This is a genomic window from Halalkaliarchaeum desulfuricum (assembly GCF_002952775.1).
Taxonomy (GTDB): Archaea; Halobacteriota; Halobacteria; order Halobacteriales; family Haloferacaceae; genus Halalkaliarchaeum; species Halalkaliarchaeum desulfuricum.
On sequence record NZ_CP025066.1, the window covers coordinates 1097953 to 1115197 of the forward strand.

Annotated in this window: 12 protein-coding genes and 1 pseudogene; 9 read left to right on the forward strand and 4 right to left on the reverse strand. The window is 64.9% G+C overall.

The genetic code is table 11. The features are described 5' to 3' along the window. Positions 1 to 18: 18 nt before the first annotated feature. Positions 19 to 930 carry a 1,4-dihydroxy-2-naphthoyl-CoA synthase gene (locus AArcSl_RS05445; protein ID WP_119816118.1) on the forward strand — a complete coding sequence of 304 codons (912 nt, stop codon included), beginning with the start codon at positions 19 to 21 and terminating at the stop codon, positions 928 to 930. Between the two features lie 14 nt (positions 931 to 944). Here the strand turns inward: AArcSl_RS05445 and AArcSl_RS05450 are convergent, their stop codons facing one another. Further along, entirely contained in the window at positions 945 to 1226 is a 282-nt protein-coding gene (locus tag AArcSl_RS05450) for a hypothetical protein (RefSeq protein WP_119816121.1), read from the reverse strand. A gap of 353 nt (positions 1227 to 1579) precedes the next feature. Here AArcSl_RS05450 and purD point away from each other — a divergent pair, with 353 nt between their 5' ends. Together purD and AArcSl_RS05460 are read left to right on the forward strand one after the other, a co-directional pair. Beyond that, positions 1580 to 2863 (forward strand): phosphoribosylamine--glycine ligase, encoded by a 1284-nt coding sequence (gene purD / locus AArcSl_RS05455; protein ID WP_119816124.1) that lies wholly within the window; start codon positions 1580 to 1582, stop codon positions 2861 to 2863. A 54-nt stretch (positions 2864 to 2917) separates the two neighbouring features. Beyond that, positions 2918 to 3487, forward strand: a complete 570-nt coding sequence (locus AArcSl_RS05460) for an acyltransferase (protein WP_245883370.1) — start codon at positions 2918 to 2920, stop codon at positions 3485 to 3487. Positions 3488 to 3503: 16 nt separating this feature from the next. On the opposite strand, the gene AArcSl_RS05465 is transcribed toward AArcSl_RS05460, so the two are convergent. Together AArcSl_RS05465 and dacZ are read right to left on the reverse strand one after the other, a co-directional pair. Beyond that, the gene (locus AArcSl_RS05465) at positions 3504 to 4295 is read right to left on the reverse strand and encodes a mechanosensitive ion channel domain-containing protein (protein WP_119816130.1); all 792 of its coding nucleotides are present in this window, start codon (positions 4293 to 4295) and stop codon (positions 3504 to 3506) included. Further along, positions 4295 to 5110, reverse strand: a complete 816-nt coding sequence (gene dacZ, locus AArcSl_RS05470; RefSeq protein ID WP_119816133.1) for a diadenylate cyclase DacZ — start codon at positions 5108 to 5110, stop codon at positions 4295 to 4297. Before dacZ ends, AArcSl_RS05465 begins: the two co-directional genes overlap by 1 nt. Positions 5111 to 5276: 166 nt before the next feature. Here dacZ and AArcSl_RS05475 point away from each other — a divergent pair, with 166 nt between their 5' ends. The 5 genes from AArcSl_RS05475 (at position 5277) to AArcSl_RS05495 (ending at position 11027) form a co-directional block, all read left to right on the forward strand. Beyond that, entirely contained in the window at positions 5277 to 6584 is a 1308-nt protein-coding gene (locus AArcSl_RS05475; RefSeq protein ID WP_119816136.1) for a Zn-dependent hydrolase, read from the forward strand. Positions 6585 to 6656: 72 nt separating this feature from the next. Then, entirely contained in the window at positions 6657 to 7472 is an 816-nt protein-coding gene (locus AArcSl_RS05480) for an alanyl-tRNA editing protein (RefSeq protein ID WP_119821742.1), read from the forward strand. Between the two features lie 2 nt (positions 7473 to 7474). Next, complete coding sequence (locus AArcSl_RS05485) at positions 7475 to 8554, forward strand: DUF3179 domain-containing protein (protein WP_119816139.1); 1080 nt, start codon at positions 7475 to 7477, stop codon at positions 8552 to 8554. Between the two features lie 48 nt (positions 8555 to 8602). After that, complete coding sequence (locus tag AArcSl_RS05490; protein ID WP_119816142.1) at positions 8603 to 9553, forward strand: calcium/sodium antiporter; 951 nt, start codon at positions 8603 to 8605, stop codon at positions 9551 to 9553. Between the two features lie 91 nt (positions 9554 to 9644). Then, the gene (locus AArcSl_RS05495; protein ID WP_119816145.1) at positions 9645 to 11027 is read left to right on the forward strand and encodes a D-aminoacyl-tRNA deacylase; all 1383 of its coding nucleotides are present in this window, start codon (positions 9645 to 9647) and stop codon (positions 11025 to 11027) included. Between the two features lie 64 nt (positions 11028 to 11091). Here the strand turns inward: AArcSl_RS05495 and AArcSl_RS05500 are convergent, their stop codons facing one another. Then, positions 11092 to 12108: a glutathione S-transferase family protein gene (locus AArcSl_RS05500; RefSeq protein ID WP_119816148.1), complete on the reverse strand. Its 1017-nt coding sequence runs from the start codon at positions 12106 to 12108 to the stop codon at positions 11092 to 11094. A gap of 95 nt (positions 12109 to 12203) precedes the next feature. Between AArcSl_RS05500 and AArcSl_RS05505 the strand changes: the two are divergent. Then, positions 12204 to 16664 (forward strand): annotated as a pseudogene (locus tag AArcSl_RS05505) (3'-5' exonuclease); the annotation flags it as partial. Positions 16665 to 17245 lie beyond the last annotated feature (581 nt).

Here is a 17245-nt window from a genome sequence, read left to right on the forward strand (position 1 = left end):
CTCGGCCGTCGATCCGATATGGTTTCGAAGATTTTCGATCCGGATCGGTACGAGCCCATCACCGAGGAGTTCGAAGACGTTACGTACCACCGGGCAAGGGACGTTCCCGCCGTCCGGATCGCGTTCGACCGGCCGGAAGTGCGCAACGCGTTCCGACCTGGAACCGTCGACGAACTGTACGCCGCACTCGATCACGCCAGGAAGCAGGCGGACGTCGGCTGCGTCCTCCTGACGGGGAACGGCCCGTCCCCGAAGGACGGCGGGTGGGCCTTTTCCGCCGGCGGAGACCAGTCGGTCCGGGGCGGCTCCGGGTACGAGTACCGCGACGACGACGAGGCCGACGAGGCGGACGATCCGCTGGTCCGGGAGGCGAAAGCCGGTCGCTTACACGTGCTGGAAGTACAGCGGCTGATTCGGTTCATGCCCAAACCCGTCGTCGCGGTCGTTCCCGGCTGGGCCGTCGGCGGCGGCCACTCGCTGCACGTGGTGTGTGACCTCACGCTCGCCAGCGAAGAACACGCGAAGTTCCTCCAGACGGATCCGGACGTCGCCTCCTTCGACGGCGGCTTCGGCTCGGCGTATCTCGCCAGACAGATCGGCCAGAAGAAAGCGCGTGAGGTGTTCTTCCGCGGGAAGACCTACTCGGCAGCGGAGGCAGCAGAGATGGGGATGGTCAACGAGGCAGTCCCCCACGAGGAACTGGAGTCGGTAGCGCTGGAGTGGGCCGACGAGATGACGAAGAAGTCCCCGACCGCAATGCGGATGCTCAAGTACGCGTTCAACCTCGCGGACGACGGGATGGTCGGACAGCAGGTGTTCGCCGGGGAGGCGACTCGTCTCGCGTACATGACCGACGAGGCTCGGGAAGGGCGGGACGCGTTTTTAGAAAAGCGGGAACCGAACTTCAGGGAATACCCCTGGCACTACTAGACCCGACTAGCGTCTCAAGGCGACGTGATCCGGTACTCGACGGTTCCGACGCCGGGGATCGTGAGCCGGCGTGTTCGGTCGTAAAGCCGCCGGAGGAGCCGCGGTCCGCCCCGTCGCAGGAGAACGGCGACGGCGACGGCGATCGACAGCACACTCACCGCGAGCAGCGGATAGTTCATCGCCCACATGAGCGCGAGCAGTACCACCGGCACAGCGAGGAGGCTCACCAGCGACGGCCATCCGGGCGGGGGATCGTGCCGTTCGGCGGCGAGCGGCGTTCCGTGATGCAGGGACATGATATTTCGTTTCGAGATACGATCCCCGGCATCTTAAATCTTCAGATACTAGATAAGAATTGAGAAGTGTTAACACACATATTGATAAGATATCGGCTTTCGCGGCCTGAAACACCCTGTAAAGAGTAACATGGTATAGGAGACATATTGATAATGAATCTGATATATCTCGCAGTAGATTCGTCACTCCTGGATTCGTCGAACGGTCGCTTCGGGTCGTCGCTCGCAACGTCACGGCCGAACGGGAACGCCGAAGCGTGGCTCCCGGGCTGGACCTTTTATATCCACAATCTTGGATATGCTCCCGGCTACTCAGGGAAAGATTTACACTTCCATGTGGTTCGATTTCCAGTATGACCGAGACCGTACTCCTGGTCGGGGGCGGCGGGCGGGAACACGCGATCGCCAGGGCGCTGGCCGAAGACTGTACGCTGTGTGCGTGTGCGGGCAACAGGAACCCGGGTATCGCGAGCCTCGCTTCACAGTTCGAGACGCTCCCCGAGACCGACGCCGACGCGATCGTCGAGTTCGCGGGAGAGGTCGACGCCGACCTGGCGGTGATCGGTCCCGAGGCGGCCCTCGAGGCAGGGGTGGCGAACGCGCTCGACGACGCCGGGGTCTACACGTTCGGTCCGGGGGCGGAAGCGGCCCGCATCGAGACCGACAAGGCGTTCCAGCGGCGCTTCATGCGGGAACACGGGATCACCGGTTGCCCCGAGTTCGAAACGTTCGACGACGTGGACGCCGCCTGTGCGTACATCGACGCGGTCGATCACGATCTCGCCGTAAAGCCCGCAGGGTTGACCGGCGGAAAGGGCGTGAAAGTGATCGGGGATCAGGTCACTCGCGGCGAGGCGAAGCAGTATCTCCGGGACTCCGAGTACGATCGGGTCGTGCTCGAGGAGCGACTCGTCGGCGAGGAGTTCACCGTCCAGGCGTTCGTCGCGAACGGTGACGTCCGTGTGACGCCGGCGATCCAGGACCACAAGCGCGCCTACGAAGGCGACGAAGGGCCCAACACCGGCGGGATGGGGAGCTACAGCGACACCACACCCGAACTCCCGTTCATGACGCGGGACGACTACGACGACGCGGTGTCGATCCTCGAGGAGGTCGCCGAGGCGCTCCCCGAATACAAGGGCGTGCTCTACGGCCAGTTCATGCTCACCGCCGACGGGCCGAAAGTAGTGGAGTTCAACGCCCGGTTCGGCGATCCGGAGGCGATGAACACCCTGCCGGTGCTAGAGACGCCGTTTCTCGGGGTTCTCACGGCTGCCCGCGACGGGAGGCCGCTGCCGGAACTGTCGACGACCGGTGAGGCGACCGTCTGCAAGTACGCCGTCCCCGACGGCTATCCCACCGATCCGTCGGCGGGAGCCCGGATCGAGGTCGACGAGTCGACCGTCGGCGACGCCCTGCTGTTTTATGCCAGCGTCGACGAGCGCGAAGACGGCCTGTACACCACGACCTCCCGGTCGTTCGCGGTCGTCGGGCTCGGAGAGTCGATCGCCGAGGCCGAACGGAGCGCCGAAGCGGGGCTCTCGGCTGCGGGCGAGGGGCTCCGGGTGCGCCACGACGTCGGAAAGCCGGATCTCGTCCAGCGCCGGATCGATCACATGGATCAGTTGCGCGGGTAAGCGATCGTCCACAGAGGTGGTCCTTTTTAAATTATGCGGCACGAACCCCATACCGTGACGGGTTCGAACGCGGACGATCGAACGCGACGGTCCCGGCTGGAACGCCATCCGACGCCGGGAGCGCGAAACTCCCTGTGGTCGTGGCCGTCGGCGAAGTCTCCGCTCGCGGTCGTCCGAAACTACGTCGTGATCGTGCTCGCGCGGATCGCCCCGAGCCTCCGACTCAAAAACTGGCTGTTGCGTCGGATCGGCGTGACGGTCGGCACCGGCGTCTCGTGGGGACTCGAGTCCACGCCGGACGTGTTCTGGCCCGAGCGCATCACCGTCGAAGACCACGCCATAATCGGCTACGACGCCACGATCCTGTGTCACGAGTTCCTCCAGGACGAGTACCGTCTCGGGGACGTCGTCGTCGGCGAACGGGCGATGATCGGTGCGGGCGCGATCATCCTTCCGGGGGTCGAGGTCGGTGAGGGGGCACAGGTGGCTGCAAACTCCCTCGTTACCGAGGACGTCCCGCCGAACGTGACCGTCGCCGGAGTCCCGGCGGAAATCGTCTCGGAAAGTTCTGAGGAGAGCCACACGGACGCAGGCGAGGATAAAAACGGACGACGCGAGGGGTGACCGCAGATCGACAGGTTCAGTTCCGGATCCGAACGATCCCGTCCGTGAAGACGGAGTGGTTCGGGACGATGTGCTCTTCGCCCTCCGTCTCGATGTGAGTGACGAGCAGGTTTACCTCCTGAACGATTCCGCGCTGTCCGGCGACCTTCACCTCGTCGCCGATGCTGTACGGTTGGGCGAGCAGCAGGTACACGCCGGCAGCGCCCGAGGCCAGCAGGTCCTTGGTCGCGATCGCGGTGAAGACGATCAGCGCGAACGCGTACATCCCCATCAAAACGACGAGGACCAGTGTGGCCACACCGACCTGCGCGAGCGCGAGCAGGATCGCGACGAACACGATCGAGTAGTTGGCGACGACCGGGACGACGTTGATCTCGGGGAGTTTGATCCCCTTGAGCCGTTCGGCGATGAGCAGTTCCACCTTGTCGCCGACGACGATCCCGACGAGGAGAATGAACACCGCAACGAAAAACTGCGGGAGAAACAGTGCAACCCCGGACCAGAAGATGTCGACGTACTGAATCTCGGCGACCGTCAATGCGGCCAGCAGGGCGATGGCCGCAATGAAGTAGAAGGTGAGCTTCGCGACGATTTCGACCGTCGACGTGTCGAACTCCCGGGCGGTGCGTTCGAAGGCGGTTCCCTCTATCGTCTCGGGGACACCGGCTCGTTCGAGCAGTCGCCGGTTGAGCCGCCCGGCCAGGAACGCGAGCACGATCCCGAACAACAGCACGGCCGTGGCTATCCACAGCTGTGGCGGGACGGCACGGACAATCTCCCACTGGAGCGGAGTCTGCCCGACTGACATCAGTAGTCCTCCGGATCGATCTCCATGACGAGGCGTCCACCCTTGAACGCCCTGACCAACCCGTCCGACTCCGAGAGCACGATCGCAGTGGCGTTCGTGTCCCTGGTGATCGCTCCCGCCGCCATGTGGCGGGCGCCCAGACCCTTGGGGATGTCGACACCCTCGGCGGCGGGCTCGAGGTATCGGTACGCGCTCACGATCTTGCCCGAATCGGAGATGACGAAGGCGCCATCGAGCCGCGAGAACTCCTTTAGCATCACGTCGACGATGGGATCACCCACGTGGACGTGAGATTTCTCGAACGGGTTGTACGACAGGGGCCGGGACTTGTTCATCACTTTACCGGCGTCGCCGACGACGAAAAGCGCCCCCACGGGCTTTCCCTTCTGCCCTTTCTTCCCCAGTTCGATAGCGACCTCGAAGACGTTTCGGATCACGCTCGGTTCCGCCCTGCTGTTGACGAACAGATCGTACACCCCCGACCGGACGGACTCCTCGACCCGCACCCGAAGCAGGGCGTCGGGATCGGAGTCGAAGACGTTCGCCACACACGCCACCACGTCCCCCTCCTCGAGGAACTCCTGTTCCATCGCGCCCTCTACCGCGTAGTGGATGCGGTCGCGAACGTTCTCGAATTCGAGGGGCAACACCAGGAACGTCTCGGCGTCGACGGTGTTTTCTCCCGATACGACGACGACCTCGTACTCCGGGTCTTCCTCCAGAAACGACTCGTAGAGAGAACCGCTGGGGGAAAACAGCAACGCGGCGTCGATCCCGGCGACCAGGTCCTCCAGAAAATCATTCAGTGGAGCCATTTGATTTAAGTGTGAACCCCCCCACTTAAAGGGATTGCCCCGCGTCGGCCGCGCGGCGGACGGGTAAAGCGGTGAGGAAGGTTGGTGTGTAGTCCCGAGGAAGGTGTCGTGTCGAGGGAGTCAGCCGACGGCAAAGGCCTTGTCCGCGGGGGCTCGAACGACGGGTATGACAGCGACACCGTTCGTGGAGGTCGACGCCGAGCGCCTCCGACTGGACCTCGAAGAAAACGGCGAGTTCGGTTCGACTGGGCGAGATCCCCCGAGAGAGTGGGGGCGTACCGTACTCGCCGGGACACCCGCAAACCGGGCGGCCCGCGATCGGCTCTGTGAGCGATTTGCCGACGTCGGACTCGAGGTGACCGTCGACGCGGTGGGGAATCTGCTGGGAACGTGGACCCCGCCGTCTGCAGATCCCGAGGCCGCGCCGGTCGTGGCCGGAAGCCACCTCGACTCGGTTCCGGAGGGTGGGATCTTCGACGGTCCACTCGGGGTGTACGCCGCGCTGGAGGCAGTCCGGGCGATGCAGGCGGGGGACGTCGAACCGGATCGCCCCGTCGGCGTCGTGAGCTTCACCGAAGAGGAGGGACAGCGCTTCGGCGAGGGGCTGTTGGGCTCGTCGGTCGCGGCAGGGGACCGGTCCGTAGCGGAGGCGCGTTCCCGCTCCGACGCCGGGGAGGTGACCGGCGAGGAGACGACGCTCGCCGAAGCGCTTGCGGAGATCGGCTACGACGGCGAGGGACGCCTCGACGCCGGCGAGTGGCACGCGTTCCTCGAACTCCACGTCGAACAGGACACGACACTGGAGCGGGCAGCGATCGACTCGGATGCAACGGAACCTGGGCCGGTGGGCGTGGTCACCACGGTCACGGGGATCACCCACGCGACTGCGGAGCTGGTCGGCGAGGCGAATCACGCCGGCGCGACGGGGATGGGCGAGCGGCTCGACGCGCTTTCGGCCGCCGCCGAATTCGTCCTCGACGTCGAAAAAAGCGCACGGGAGCTCGCGGACGACTATTCGGAGACGGCAGTTGGAACCGTCGGCTCGATCGACGTCGAGCCGAACGCGACGAACGTCGTTCCGGGGCGTGCGAGGTTGGGCGTCGATATCCGGGACGTCGAGTCGGAGCCGATGCGGCGGGTTCTCGCCGATGCGGAAGAGAGTCTCGCGCGCGTCGAGCGCGAACGGGGTGTCGAGACGTCGCTCGAACGCACCCTCGACGTTTCGCCGACGCCGATGAACGACCGGTTGCGGGAGGCGGCCCACCGGGCGGGAACGGAAGCCGGAATCGGGACGCTGGATCTTCCGTCGGGGGCCGCCCACGACGCGATGATGGTCGCCCGCGCGACCGACGCGGCGCTGCTTTTCGTCCCCTCTCGAAACGGAATCTCCCACAGCCCCCTGGAGTGGACCGACTGGGACGACTGTGCGGCCGGAGCAGCCGTGCTCGCCGGAGCGATGGCTCGCCTCGCGTGATCGACGGTTCTCCTCGCGTGACTGACAATTCTGTAGAGAGCACATATGTACCTCGAATCCGTCCGTCCAGTCGTGACTGACCAGCGCTACCTGGAGGACGCCACCGTCCGGACGTTCGAGGCGACCGTCGAGCGCGCGCTCGACGATCGGATCGTCCTCGACGGCACCCACTTCTATCCGACCGGCGGTGGCCAGCCCAACGACACCGGCCGGATCGTAGCCGACGGCGACAGCTGGCGGGTCGTCGACGTCGAAAAGAAGGACGTGATCTACCATCGCCTCGAACCGTCCGACGGCACTGACTCAGCTACCCCCACAGAGGGAACAGCCGTCACGGGACAGCTCGACTGGGATCGACGCTACGCCCACATGCGGTACCACACCGCACAGCATCTGCTGTCCGCCCTGTTGCTCGAGGCGTTCGACGCTCCGACGACGGGCAACCAGCTGTATCACGACCACGCGCACCTCGATTGCGCGTACGACCGGTTCGACGAGGCGGATCTGACGTCGATCGAGCGTCGACTGAACGAACTCGTCGACGAGGGGCGTCCCGTGCGGTGGTACACGATGGACCGCGAGCGGGCCGAAGAGACGCTCGACACCGACCGTACCCGGATCGATCTGCTGCCCGATTCGATCCAGGAGCTGCGGATCGTCGAAGTCGGCGGCGAGCGGGCACGGGCCGGCGGCGGCGCAATCGACGCACCACCCGGGGACTCCGATCGGGTGCCGCCGTACGACCGGACCGCCTGTGCGGGAACCCACGTGGAAAACACCGCCGAGATCGGCGAGATCGTCGTCGACGGTCGGGAGACCAAAGGGAGCAACGAGGAGCGGATCCGGTTCGTACTGGCCGACCACGACGGCGGGAACGCGGGGGAGTAGCCGTGGAGGTAAAGAACGTCCTCCCGAAGGACGCGATCCCCAGCGTCGAGGGGCCGACGTTCGCTCCCGCCTCCGAACGGCCGGATGCGGTGTCGGACGACGACAGGGTGATCGTCGTCGAGCCGTCGGCGGGAAGCCGGACGGACGATGGAAGCGAACACCGAGCCGGCGACGGGAACGACGGGAACGCCAGGGCGTACCCCGTCCGATATCTCCACTTCCACGAGATCGTCAACGACGTACTCGACTCGGGGGTCCCGATCGCGGTGACGTGGTGTCCCCTGTGTGGCAGTGCTGTCGTGTACGATCGCCGCGTCGGCGACGGGCGAGTCCTCGAGTTCGGCGTCTCCGGAAAGCTCGCGGACGACGACCTAGTGATGTACGACCGAGAGACGGAAAGCGAGTGGAAGCAGTCGCTCGGCGTCGCCATCACCGGCCCGCTTGCGGGAACCGATCTGACCGTTCTCCCGGCGGCGACCACGACGGTCAGTGCGTTCCGGAGACAGTTCCCCGAGGGACTCTTCATGGAGCCGCCAGGCGGCGCCTCCGAGGCGGCCAGCGACGACGACGAACCCGCGGCGATCGACTACGACGACGCCCCCTACGAGGCGTACTTCGAACGCGACGGGTTCGGGCTCGCCGCCCACCGGGGAACCGGCGGGCGCGACTGGAACCGGGATGATCTCGATCCGAAGGCGGTTGTGCTTGGTATCGAACGCGACGGAGAGAGCCTGGGAGTCCCGCTTCCCGTCGTCGAACGCGCGGACGGCGTCGTCACGGCGAGTGCCGGCGAGCTCGACGTCGTCGTCTTCGCGACCGACGACGGGATTCACGCCTTCGAGGACCCCGGCTGCGACTGGCGTCGTGTCCCCGGCGGGTTCCGGGCCGAAGGAGCCCAGTGTGACGGGATCCTCTATGACGGGGCGACCGGAGCGCCGGTCGACGCGCCGGCTGCACACACCGGTGACGGTGGCTCCAGGAACGCGGCGCCGTTGCGGCGGATACCGGCCCGGCGGCTGTTCGCGTTCGCCTGGCAGGACGACCACGGTCCAGACGCGTTCCTGCTGGATCCCGAGCGCTGAGCCGACACATCGGCGGCCTTATGAGTTTTCCCGAAATAGCCATCTCACGTGTCATACGGAGCCCTGCTGTCGATCGAGACACTGTTCCTCGTGGCCGGGATCCTCCTCCTGTGGAAGGGGGCCGATCTGCTCGTCACCGGCGCGGGGACGGTCGCGCTCGGGTTCGGCCTCCGCCGGGCGACCGTCGGGGTCACCGTCGTCGCGTTCGCGACGACCGCCCCGGAGCTGTTCGTCGCCGTCGTGGGGACGATCACCGCCACGACCGACATCGGCCTGGGGGCGGTGATCGGCTCGAACATCGCCAACATCGGGCTCGTGTTGGGCCTGGCGGCGCTGATCCGGCCGCTCCCGATCTCCGAGACTGTGCTGCGCCGGCACGTTCCCTTCATGGTGCTCGCGGCGCTGTTGCTCGTCGTACTGGGCGCGAACGGCCGGATCGGTCGGCTGGACGGGATCGTTCTGCTCGGGGTGCTCGGGGGATTCTCCTACTACATCGCCAAACGAGTCCAGGCAGGGGCGGCGTTCTCCCCGAACGCGTTGCCGAACCAGCCCGATCCGACGACCCGTGACTGGGCGTTGGTCGCACTCGGGCTCGTCCTCCTCGTGCTCGGATCGCGGTGGCTCATCGACGGCGGGCGGGGGATCCTGACGGCGATGGGTTTTAGCGACCTGTTCGTGGGACTGACCGTTCTCGCGATCGGGACGTCGCTGCCGGAACTCGCCGCGTCACTGGTGTCGGCGTATCGCGACGAGGCGGGATTCAGCATCGGCAACGTCGTGGGGTCGAACATCTACAACATCCTCGCGGTGATCGGAATTCTCGCGATTATTACCCCGATCCAGATCTCGCCGGGGGTCCTCACGTTCGAGTTCCCCGCGCTGGTGGCGTTCACGCTGGTTCTCGTGGCGATGATGTGGCACGGCGAGCGGCTCTCTCGACTCGACGGGGGCGTCCTGCTCGTCGGCTACGTGGCGTTCATCTGGCTGCTGTTGCCCTGAGAAACCGATTGATTGGCCTGCTCGCCGTGAGGGTTCGCTGTCGTCCGTGGCAAACGACGGCTATTCAACGACGGATCCCGCAGTGTCCCCCGTGATCGGAATCGTCGTCAGCCGGGCCGACCGCGCGTCGGAACACATCGGCGAGCAGCTGCTGTCGCTCGTCGACTGGGATCGTCTAACCGACGATTCCCGCCGCGACGCCGACGGCGGGGGCGTCTACTACCGCCGTCCCGGATTCGAGCTGCGCACCTTCGACGAGCTGCACATCGACATGACCGACCCGTCGCCCGCGTTCGGGACGGACCGCCGATCGCCCGAGGCGATCGCGTTCGTCTCCCGTCACTCGGGCGAGACGGGACCCCTTCTGACCGCCCACTTCACCGGCAACTTCGGGGGCGTGGAGTTCGGCGGAAGGGAGGGCGATCTCGCCCGAACCGCGCCGGCGATTCAAAAGCGGCTGGTGCGGGCGTTCGACCAGCACGCCCCCGACGGCTACGACGTCGGGATCGAATGCACCCACCACGGGCCGACTGCGATCGACCTCCCCTCGCTGTTCGTCGAACTGGGGAGCGGCGAGCCGGAGTGGAACGACCCGGACGGCGCCGCGGCGGTCGCCCGGTCGGTACTGGAACTCGTCGACGACCAGGGAACGCCGACACCCCCCGATCTCCTCGGTCCGGACGGCCGTCCAAGACAGCTCGTCGGCTTCGGCGGCGGTCATTACGCCCCGCGGTTCGAACGGATCGTGAGGGAGACCGACTGGGCCGTCGGCCACGTCGGATCCGACTGGCAGCTCGACGAGCTCGGTGCGCCGGCCGCGAGCGAAGAGGTACTGGAGGACGCCTTCGAAGCGAGCCGGGCCGAACACGCCCTGATCGAGGGAACGAAGCCGCAGTTGGTCGAGACCGTCGAACAGCTCGGCTACCGGGTCGTGACCGAAACCTGGCTTCGCGAGGTCGGGGACCGCCCGCTCGCGATGGTCGGTCGGCTCGAGGACGAACTCGCGACGGTCGAGGAGGGACTCCGGTTCGGTGCCGTGCAGCCGACGGACGGGGTGAGGAACTTCGAAACCGCGCCGCTACCTGCCGAACTGCTGGCGGAGGCACAGGGAATCGACGCCGACGCCGCCCGGGAGGCAGTCGAGACGCACGCCGTCGCGTTCGAGACCGAACAGGCCGGAACCCGAGCGGCCGGCCGTGCCGCGTTCGCGGACGCTTCCGACAGGGACGCGCTCGTCGACGCCCTCGCGGCGGTGCTCCGCCGACAGTACGAGGAGGTCACTCGCGAGGACGGCGATGTCGTCGCCCGAACGGAGGGATTCGACCCGGAACGCGCGGTGGAACTCGGCGTCCCCGAAGGACCCGCGTTCGGGAAACTGTCCGCCGGGCAGCCGGTCACCGTCGACGGCGAGACGATAGAGCCCGGCGAGGTCACCACAGAGCGTGTCGAGCGGTTCCCGGTCGAACAGGGCTGAGCCGTCCGAGGCTGCGTGTTCTGCACCATCCCGGGGCTGCGTGTTCGGCGTCTGCGGGGACGGCTCACTCCGCTGTGATCGGCTCCGGCGGGCGGCCGGGTAGTTCGTCCCGGCCGTGTGGTGCCGTGAAGTCCAGGTCTGGCCCGCGGGCGACGATTCCCGAGGGAGTCACGTCCGGATGGGTCGTGTAGTAGTGCTCCTTGATGTGGCCCATCCGGACAGTGTCCGCGACTCCGGCGGTTTGATACACGTCGCGGAGGTACGGCCAGAGGTTCTCGTACTCGTGGATGTGCCGGACGTTACACATGAAGTGCGTGTGGTACACCTGATCGAATCTGACGAGCGTGGTGAACAGGCAGATGTCGGCCTCGGTGAGGCGGTCGCCGGCGAGATACCGGTTCTCTCCGAGGTGTTCGTCCCAGTGGTCGAGGGCGCCGAACAGCTCGTCGATCGCCTCGTCGTACGGCTCCTGCTCGCTCGCGAACCCGGCGCGGTAGACCCCGTTGTTGATCGGCTCGTAGATCTCGGTGACGATGCGGTCGATCTCCTCGCGGCGGTCTGTGGGGGCGAGGTCCGCCCCGTTCCCCAGATCCGCGAACGCAGTCGTGAACTGACGCAGGATCTCCCTGGACTCGTTGTTGACGATCGTTTCCTCTGTTGTGTCCCACAGCACTGGCACCGTCACCCGGCAGGACACGTCGGGGTCGGCTTCGACGTACAGTTCCCGGAGGAACGACGAGTCGTACAGGTCGTCCTCGGTGCACCCGTCCTTTTCGGGAGTGAACTGCCAGCCGTCGTCGCCGCGCCAGGGATCGACCACGGAGACGCCGATTGCGTCCTCGAGACCCAGAAGCGACCGCGCCAAAAGCGTCCGGTGGGCCCACGGACAGGCGTAAGAGACGTACAGGTGATACCGGCCCGCTTCGGGCTGGAACCGGTCGTCGGGTTCGGCGTCGACGTGAGCGGGGACGTCGCTGCCGGCGACCCAGTCGCGGAACGTCGTCTGCTGGCGCCGGAACGCGCCGCCCTCGTCCGTCAGTTGATAGTCGGTCCGCCACTTCCCGTCCACGAGTCGGTTCATTCTTCCATCGGTACGGGTCCACGACACTAAAGGCTTCCAGCGAGGGCGACGGATCGAAGGCTGGACTTTTTACCCAGTACCGCCGAAGCCCTCCCATGGATCAGACGGGGCTTTCCGACTTCTCTCCGGACGCCGAGGGCGCGTCCACCGATTCGGCGGCTGACTCGGCGGACGAATCGCCGGGCGAGGAAGGGCGACCCGACGCCGAGGCGATCGCCGTCGCCGGCGACGACACAAACGTGAGCGACGTCGTCGACCTCGAGGAGGCGCGCTTCCCCGACTCGGAGGGCGTCCTCGAACTGCTGGTTACCCAGATCGATTACACCGTCGAACGGAACGGGCGTGAGGAGTACCCGGTCGTCCACGTTTTCGGCCGGACCGCGGACAACGAGGCGGAACACGTTCGAGTGCTGGGCGTCGAGCCGTACTTCTACGTACCGACAGCCGACCTGGAGGGGGACCTCACGGAATCGTACGACGTCGTCGTGTCGACGCGGGAAACCGACCGCGACGGGGAACCGTTCGAGAGCATCCGTGGGGAGTCGCTGACGAAAGTCATCACCCGGACGCCCCGGGACGTCGGGAACATCCGGGACGACTTCGAGACCACGTTCGAGGCGGACATTCTCTTTCCCAACCGGTTCCTGATCGACAACGGAATCTCCGGGGGGATCCGGGTGGAGGAGCGGCGGCTCGAGGACGGCCGGCTCCAGGTCCACGAAGGACACCTCGAACCGGCCGAGGTCGACGCGGATCTCCGGGTGCACATGATGGACATCGAGGTCGACGACCGCTCGGGGTTCCCCGAGGACGGCGAGGAGCCGATCATCTGTCTGACGAGCCACGACTCCTACCGCGACGAGTACGTCGCCTGGCTGTTCGACGCCCCCGACGGCGACGCTCCGCTGCCGACGGAACTGGACGGCTACGAACCGCTCCGCGGCGACGTCGACGTCAGGGTCGAGACGTTCGACGACGAGGAGTCGATGCTGGATGCATATCTCGAGTACATCGACGAGACGGACCCGGACCTCACCTCGGGCTGGAACCTGGATGACTTCGACGCGCCGTATCTCCTCGATCGTCTCGAACGCCTCGACCCCCACACCGACCGCGATCTCTCGATCGAGCGTCTCTCCCGGATCGGCGAGGTGTGGCGCTCGGGGTGGGGTGGTCCGGACATCAAGGGTCGGGTCGTCTTCGACCTGCTGTACGCCTACAAGCGCACGCAGTTCACCGAACTCGAATCGTACCGGCTCGACGCCGTCGGCGAACTCGAACTCGACATCGGCAAGGAGCGGTACCCCGGCGACATCGGCGACCTCTGGGAGCAGGATCCCGAGCGACTGCTGGAGTACAACCTCCGTGACGTCGAACTGTGCGTCGAGATCGACCGCAAGCAGGACGTGATCGCCTTCTGGGAGGAGGCGCGCAAGGTCGTCGGCTGCAAGCTCGAGGACGCCCCCACGCCCGGCGACGCAGTCGACATGTACGTGCTCCACAAGGCGTCCGGGACGTTCGCGCTGCCTTCGAAGGGACAACAGGAGTCCGAGGACTTCGAGGGCGGGGCCGTCTTCGAGCCGGTTACGGGCGTCAGAGAGATGGTAACGGTACTAGATTTGAAGTGCTTCAGCGGCGATACGCAGGTACTCACCCCAACCGGCGTCAAAAACATTACGGACATCTCGGAGGGGGACGAGGTCTACTCGCTGAATCCGGAAACCTTCGAGTGCGAGGTGACATCCGTTGCCGAGACGCAAGAATATCCGAACCAATTTGGCGAACTCCATCACCTCAGTGGGAACACGCACGATCTGAAGGTCACGGAGAACCACCGGTTCCTGTACTCGAACGATCGTGGATGGGACGGCCTCGGACCGGACGATTTCCAGTTTGACGCGTACCGGGACATTCCCGAGTACGACCGATACGCGTTCCCCAACCACATACCGATGGAGGGAGAACAGCCGGAGACGTTCGATTTCTACAGGGAGGTCGATGGGGGTTCTGTCGTCCTGTACGCCAAGGAGGATCTGCGTGCGGTCCGAAACGCCCTCCCGAAAGAGGTGACCGACGAACTGGACCTGGCTCGCGGCACCGCCGGTTCCCTGGGACTGCAAAAGGTCGGCAAGTACCTGCTCCCGGTCGAACTGTATCGCGAACACGCCGACGAGATCGACGCGTGCGTGGACGAGGTGTACCTGAAATACGGCCGTGGACACCGTGAAGTCCCGTTACAGTTCGAGATGGTTGACTGGCTCGAACTGATCGGCTGGTTCGTGGCCGAGGGGAGCATCGACGAGGCGAACGGTCGGCTGACCATCCATCAATCGGCGGGTGAATCGCGTGACGGGATCGTCGAACTCCTCGATCGGATGGGAATAAACTACAGCGTCGATCAGCGGGGGCTGAACGTCTCGAACCGGTATCTCGTTGAGTGGTTCCGCGAGAACTGCGGGGTCGGGTTCGCAAACAAACACCTTCCGGAGTGGGTGTTCGATCTCGATGCAGAGCTGCTCGAGGTAGTGCTCGAGACGCTGGTTGCTGGCGACGGGAGCGTCGCCGATAGCGGCCTGCGGAAGTTCTGGACAAAAAGTGACCAGCTGAAGACGGAGATCGCTCGTATCGCGGTACGGTGTGGTCACAAACCGACGGTGTCGCATCAGACAGATGGTACGTGGTACGTCTCGATCGGGAAGCGTGGGTCGTTCACGAAGTCGAACGCGACCATCGAGCAACACGACGGGAACGTGTACTGTCTCACCGCCGAGGAGAACCACGTCGTGCTTGCGGGACGGAACGGGAACTTCCAGTGGGTCGGGCAGTCGCTGTATCCCATGTGCATGGTGACGATCAACGCGGGGCCGGAGACGAAGGTCGACCCCGAGGAGTACGATGGAGAGACGTACGTCGCCCCGAACGGCACCCACTTCCGGAAAACGCCGGACGGGATGATGCGCGAGATGATCGACGAGTTGCTCACCCAGCGCGAGGAAAAGAAGGCACTGCGCAACGAGCACGACCCCGACAGCGAAGCCTACGAGCAGTACGACCGGCAGCAAGGAGCTGTCAAGGTTATTATGAACTGCTTCACGCCGGACACGGAGGTCCTGACGCCTGCCGGGGTTCAGGGGATCACCGATCTCGAGGTCGGGGACGAGGTGTACTCGCTGGATCCCGACACGCTCGAGATGGAGGTCAAGGAGGTCGAGGAGACCCACGAGTACCCCGACTATCGGGGTGAACTCGTCGACATCGAGACCGAGAAGATCGACTTCCGCGTGACACCGAACCACCGGATGCTCGTCCGGAAGAACGAGACGAACGGGATTACCGAAGACGGATTTGGGTTCGTCGAGGCCGGAGATCTCGATCGAGCGACGAACTACGAACTCCCCCACGACTGGACCGGGCCGGACGGAGAACGCATCGACAGAGTCGATCTAACGGAGTTCGTCGACAGAGAATACGAGGTCTGGGTTCGGCCGGAAGTCCATGGCCACACGTTCACCGCAAATCTGGGCTGGACACCCCGACGAGTCCCGAAAGCCGACGTCGGAGAAACTGGATACGTGTTCGACGCCGACCGGTTCGAAGACCACCGCGGATACATCGAATCCGTTTGCGAGTACAGTTATGTCCAGACAGAATCTGGTCGGAAGTGGATTCCGCGGACGTACGATGGCGACGACTTCCTCGAATTGGTCGCGTGGTATCTCACCGAGGGGAACGTGTATACGAGTACTGAGAACGTGTTCGGGGACAACGTCCGGGGATCGGCAACCACTGTGAAGATCGCCCAGGAGGCAGCCACTGACGGCGGAACGCTCGATTCTGTCGGAGAGGAAGAACCGGAAAGCGAGAGTGCAACTGACGTCACCCCCCAAGGGGATGCAGTTGGCGACGCGATCGACGATGGGTCGACGCACGCGACTATCGGACGCCTGCTCGATCGCATGGGGATCGACTACTACGAGGATAACCGGTCCTACCAGTTCACCTCGAAGCTCTTCGGAGACTATTTGAGAGAACACTGTGGGGCCGGGAGCACCGAAAAGCGGGTTCCGGAGTTCGTCTTCGAGGCGTCAGCCGACCAAAAGCGGCACTTCCTCGAAACCCTCATCGACGGCGACGGGGACAGACAGCTCGGAAGCTGGCGGTACACCACCGCGAGCGAGCAGCTGCGCGATGACGTCTTTCGGCTGTGTGCACACCTGGGCATCACGGCGAATTATCGACAGGACGGGTCCGTCTGGCGGATTTACGCCAACGAGGAGGCGAAGAACACCCTCCGAATGCATCGCAGTTCCGACCGGACCGAGGCCAACGACGGCGTCTTCTGTGTCACCGTCGAGGACAATCACACGCTATTGGCAGGTCGAAACGGGAAGTTTCAGTTCGTTGGGCAGTCGCTATACGGCGTGACTGGGTGGGATCGATTCCGACTCTATGACAAGGAAGGCGCTGCCGCCGTAACCGCAACAGGGCGAGAGGTTATCTCCTTCACAGAGGAGGCCGCGAGCGAACTCGATAAGGAGGTGACCTACGGCGACAGCGTGACCGGAGATCGCCCGGTCGTGGTCCGCGACCCGGACGGTATCGTACGGATACGTCCGATCGAGGAACTGTTCGAGAACGCGGCTGAAACGACTGCAGCCGACGTCGTCGTGACCGCCGACGGCGGCGTCGTCGGTTCGAACTCGATGAGCAAGGACAGGCGCAGGCTCGAGGGGTGGGAGGCGTTGTCGCTGTCTGCAGACAGAGGACCCGAGTGGCAGCCGATCCAGCAGGTGATCCGACACGAAACCGACAATCCCGTCGTTACTCTCCAGCACAAGTTCGGGGAGTCGACAACGACCCGGGACCACTCCTACGTCGTCGAGGAGGACGAGAAACTCGTCGAAGCGACGCCGGACGAAGTCGAGAAACCGCTTCGAATCCCGGGAGTTCCCGACGTCGAAACGGTAGAAACGATCGACGTCTACGAGGTGTTGAACGGATACACCCGCAAGTACGAGGACGGCCGAAGTGTCGGGAGCGAGAACGCCGAAACGAAGGTCAAGCGCGTTCACGCCGACGACGAGAAGGTCTGGTTCGGACACAAACACCACGCTGACATCGACAAGGCGATCACGGT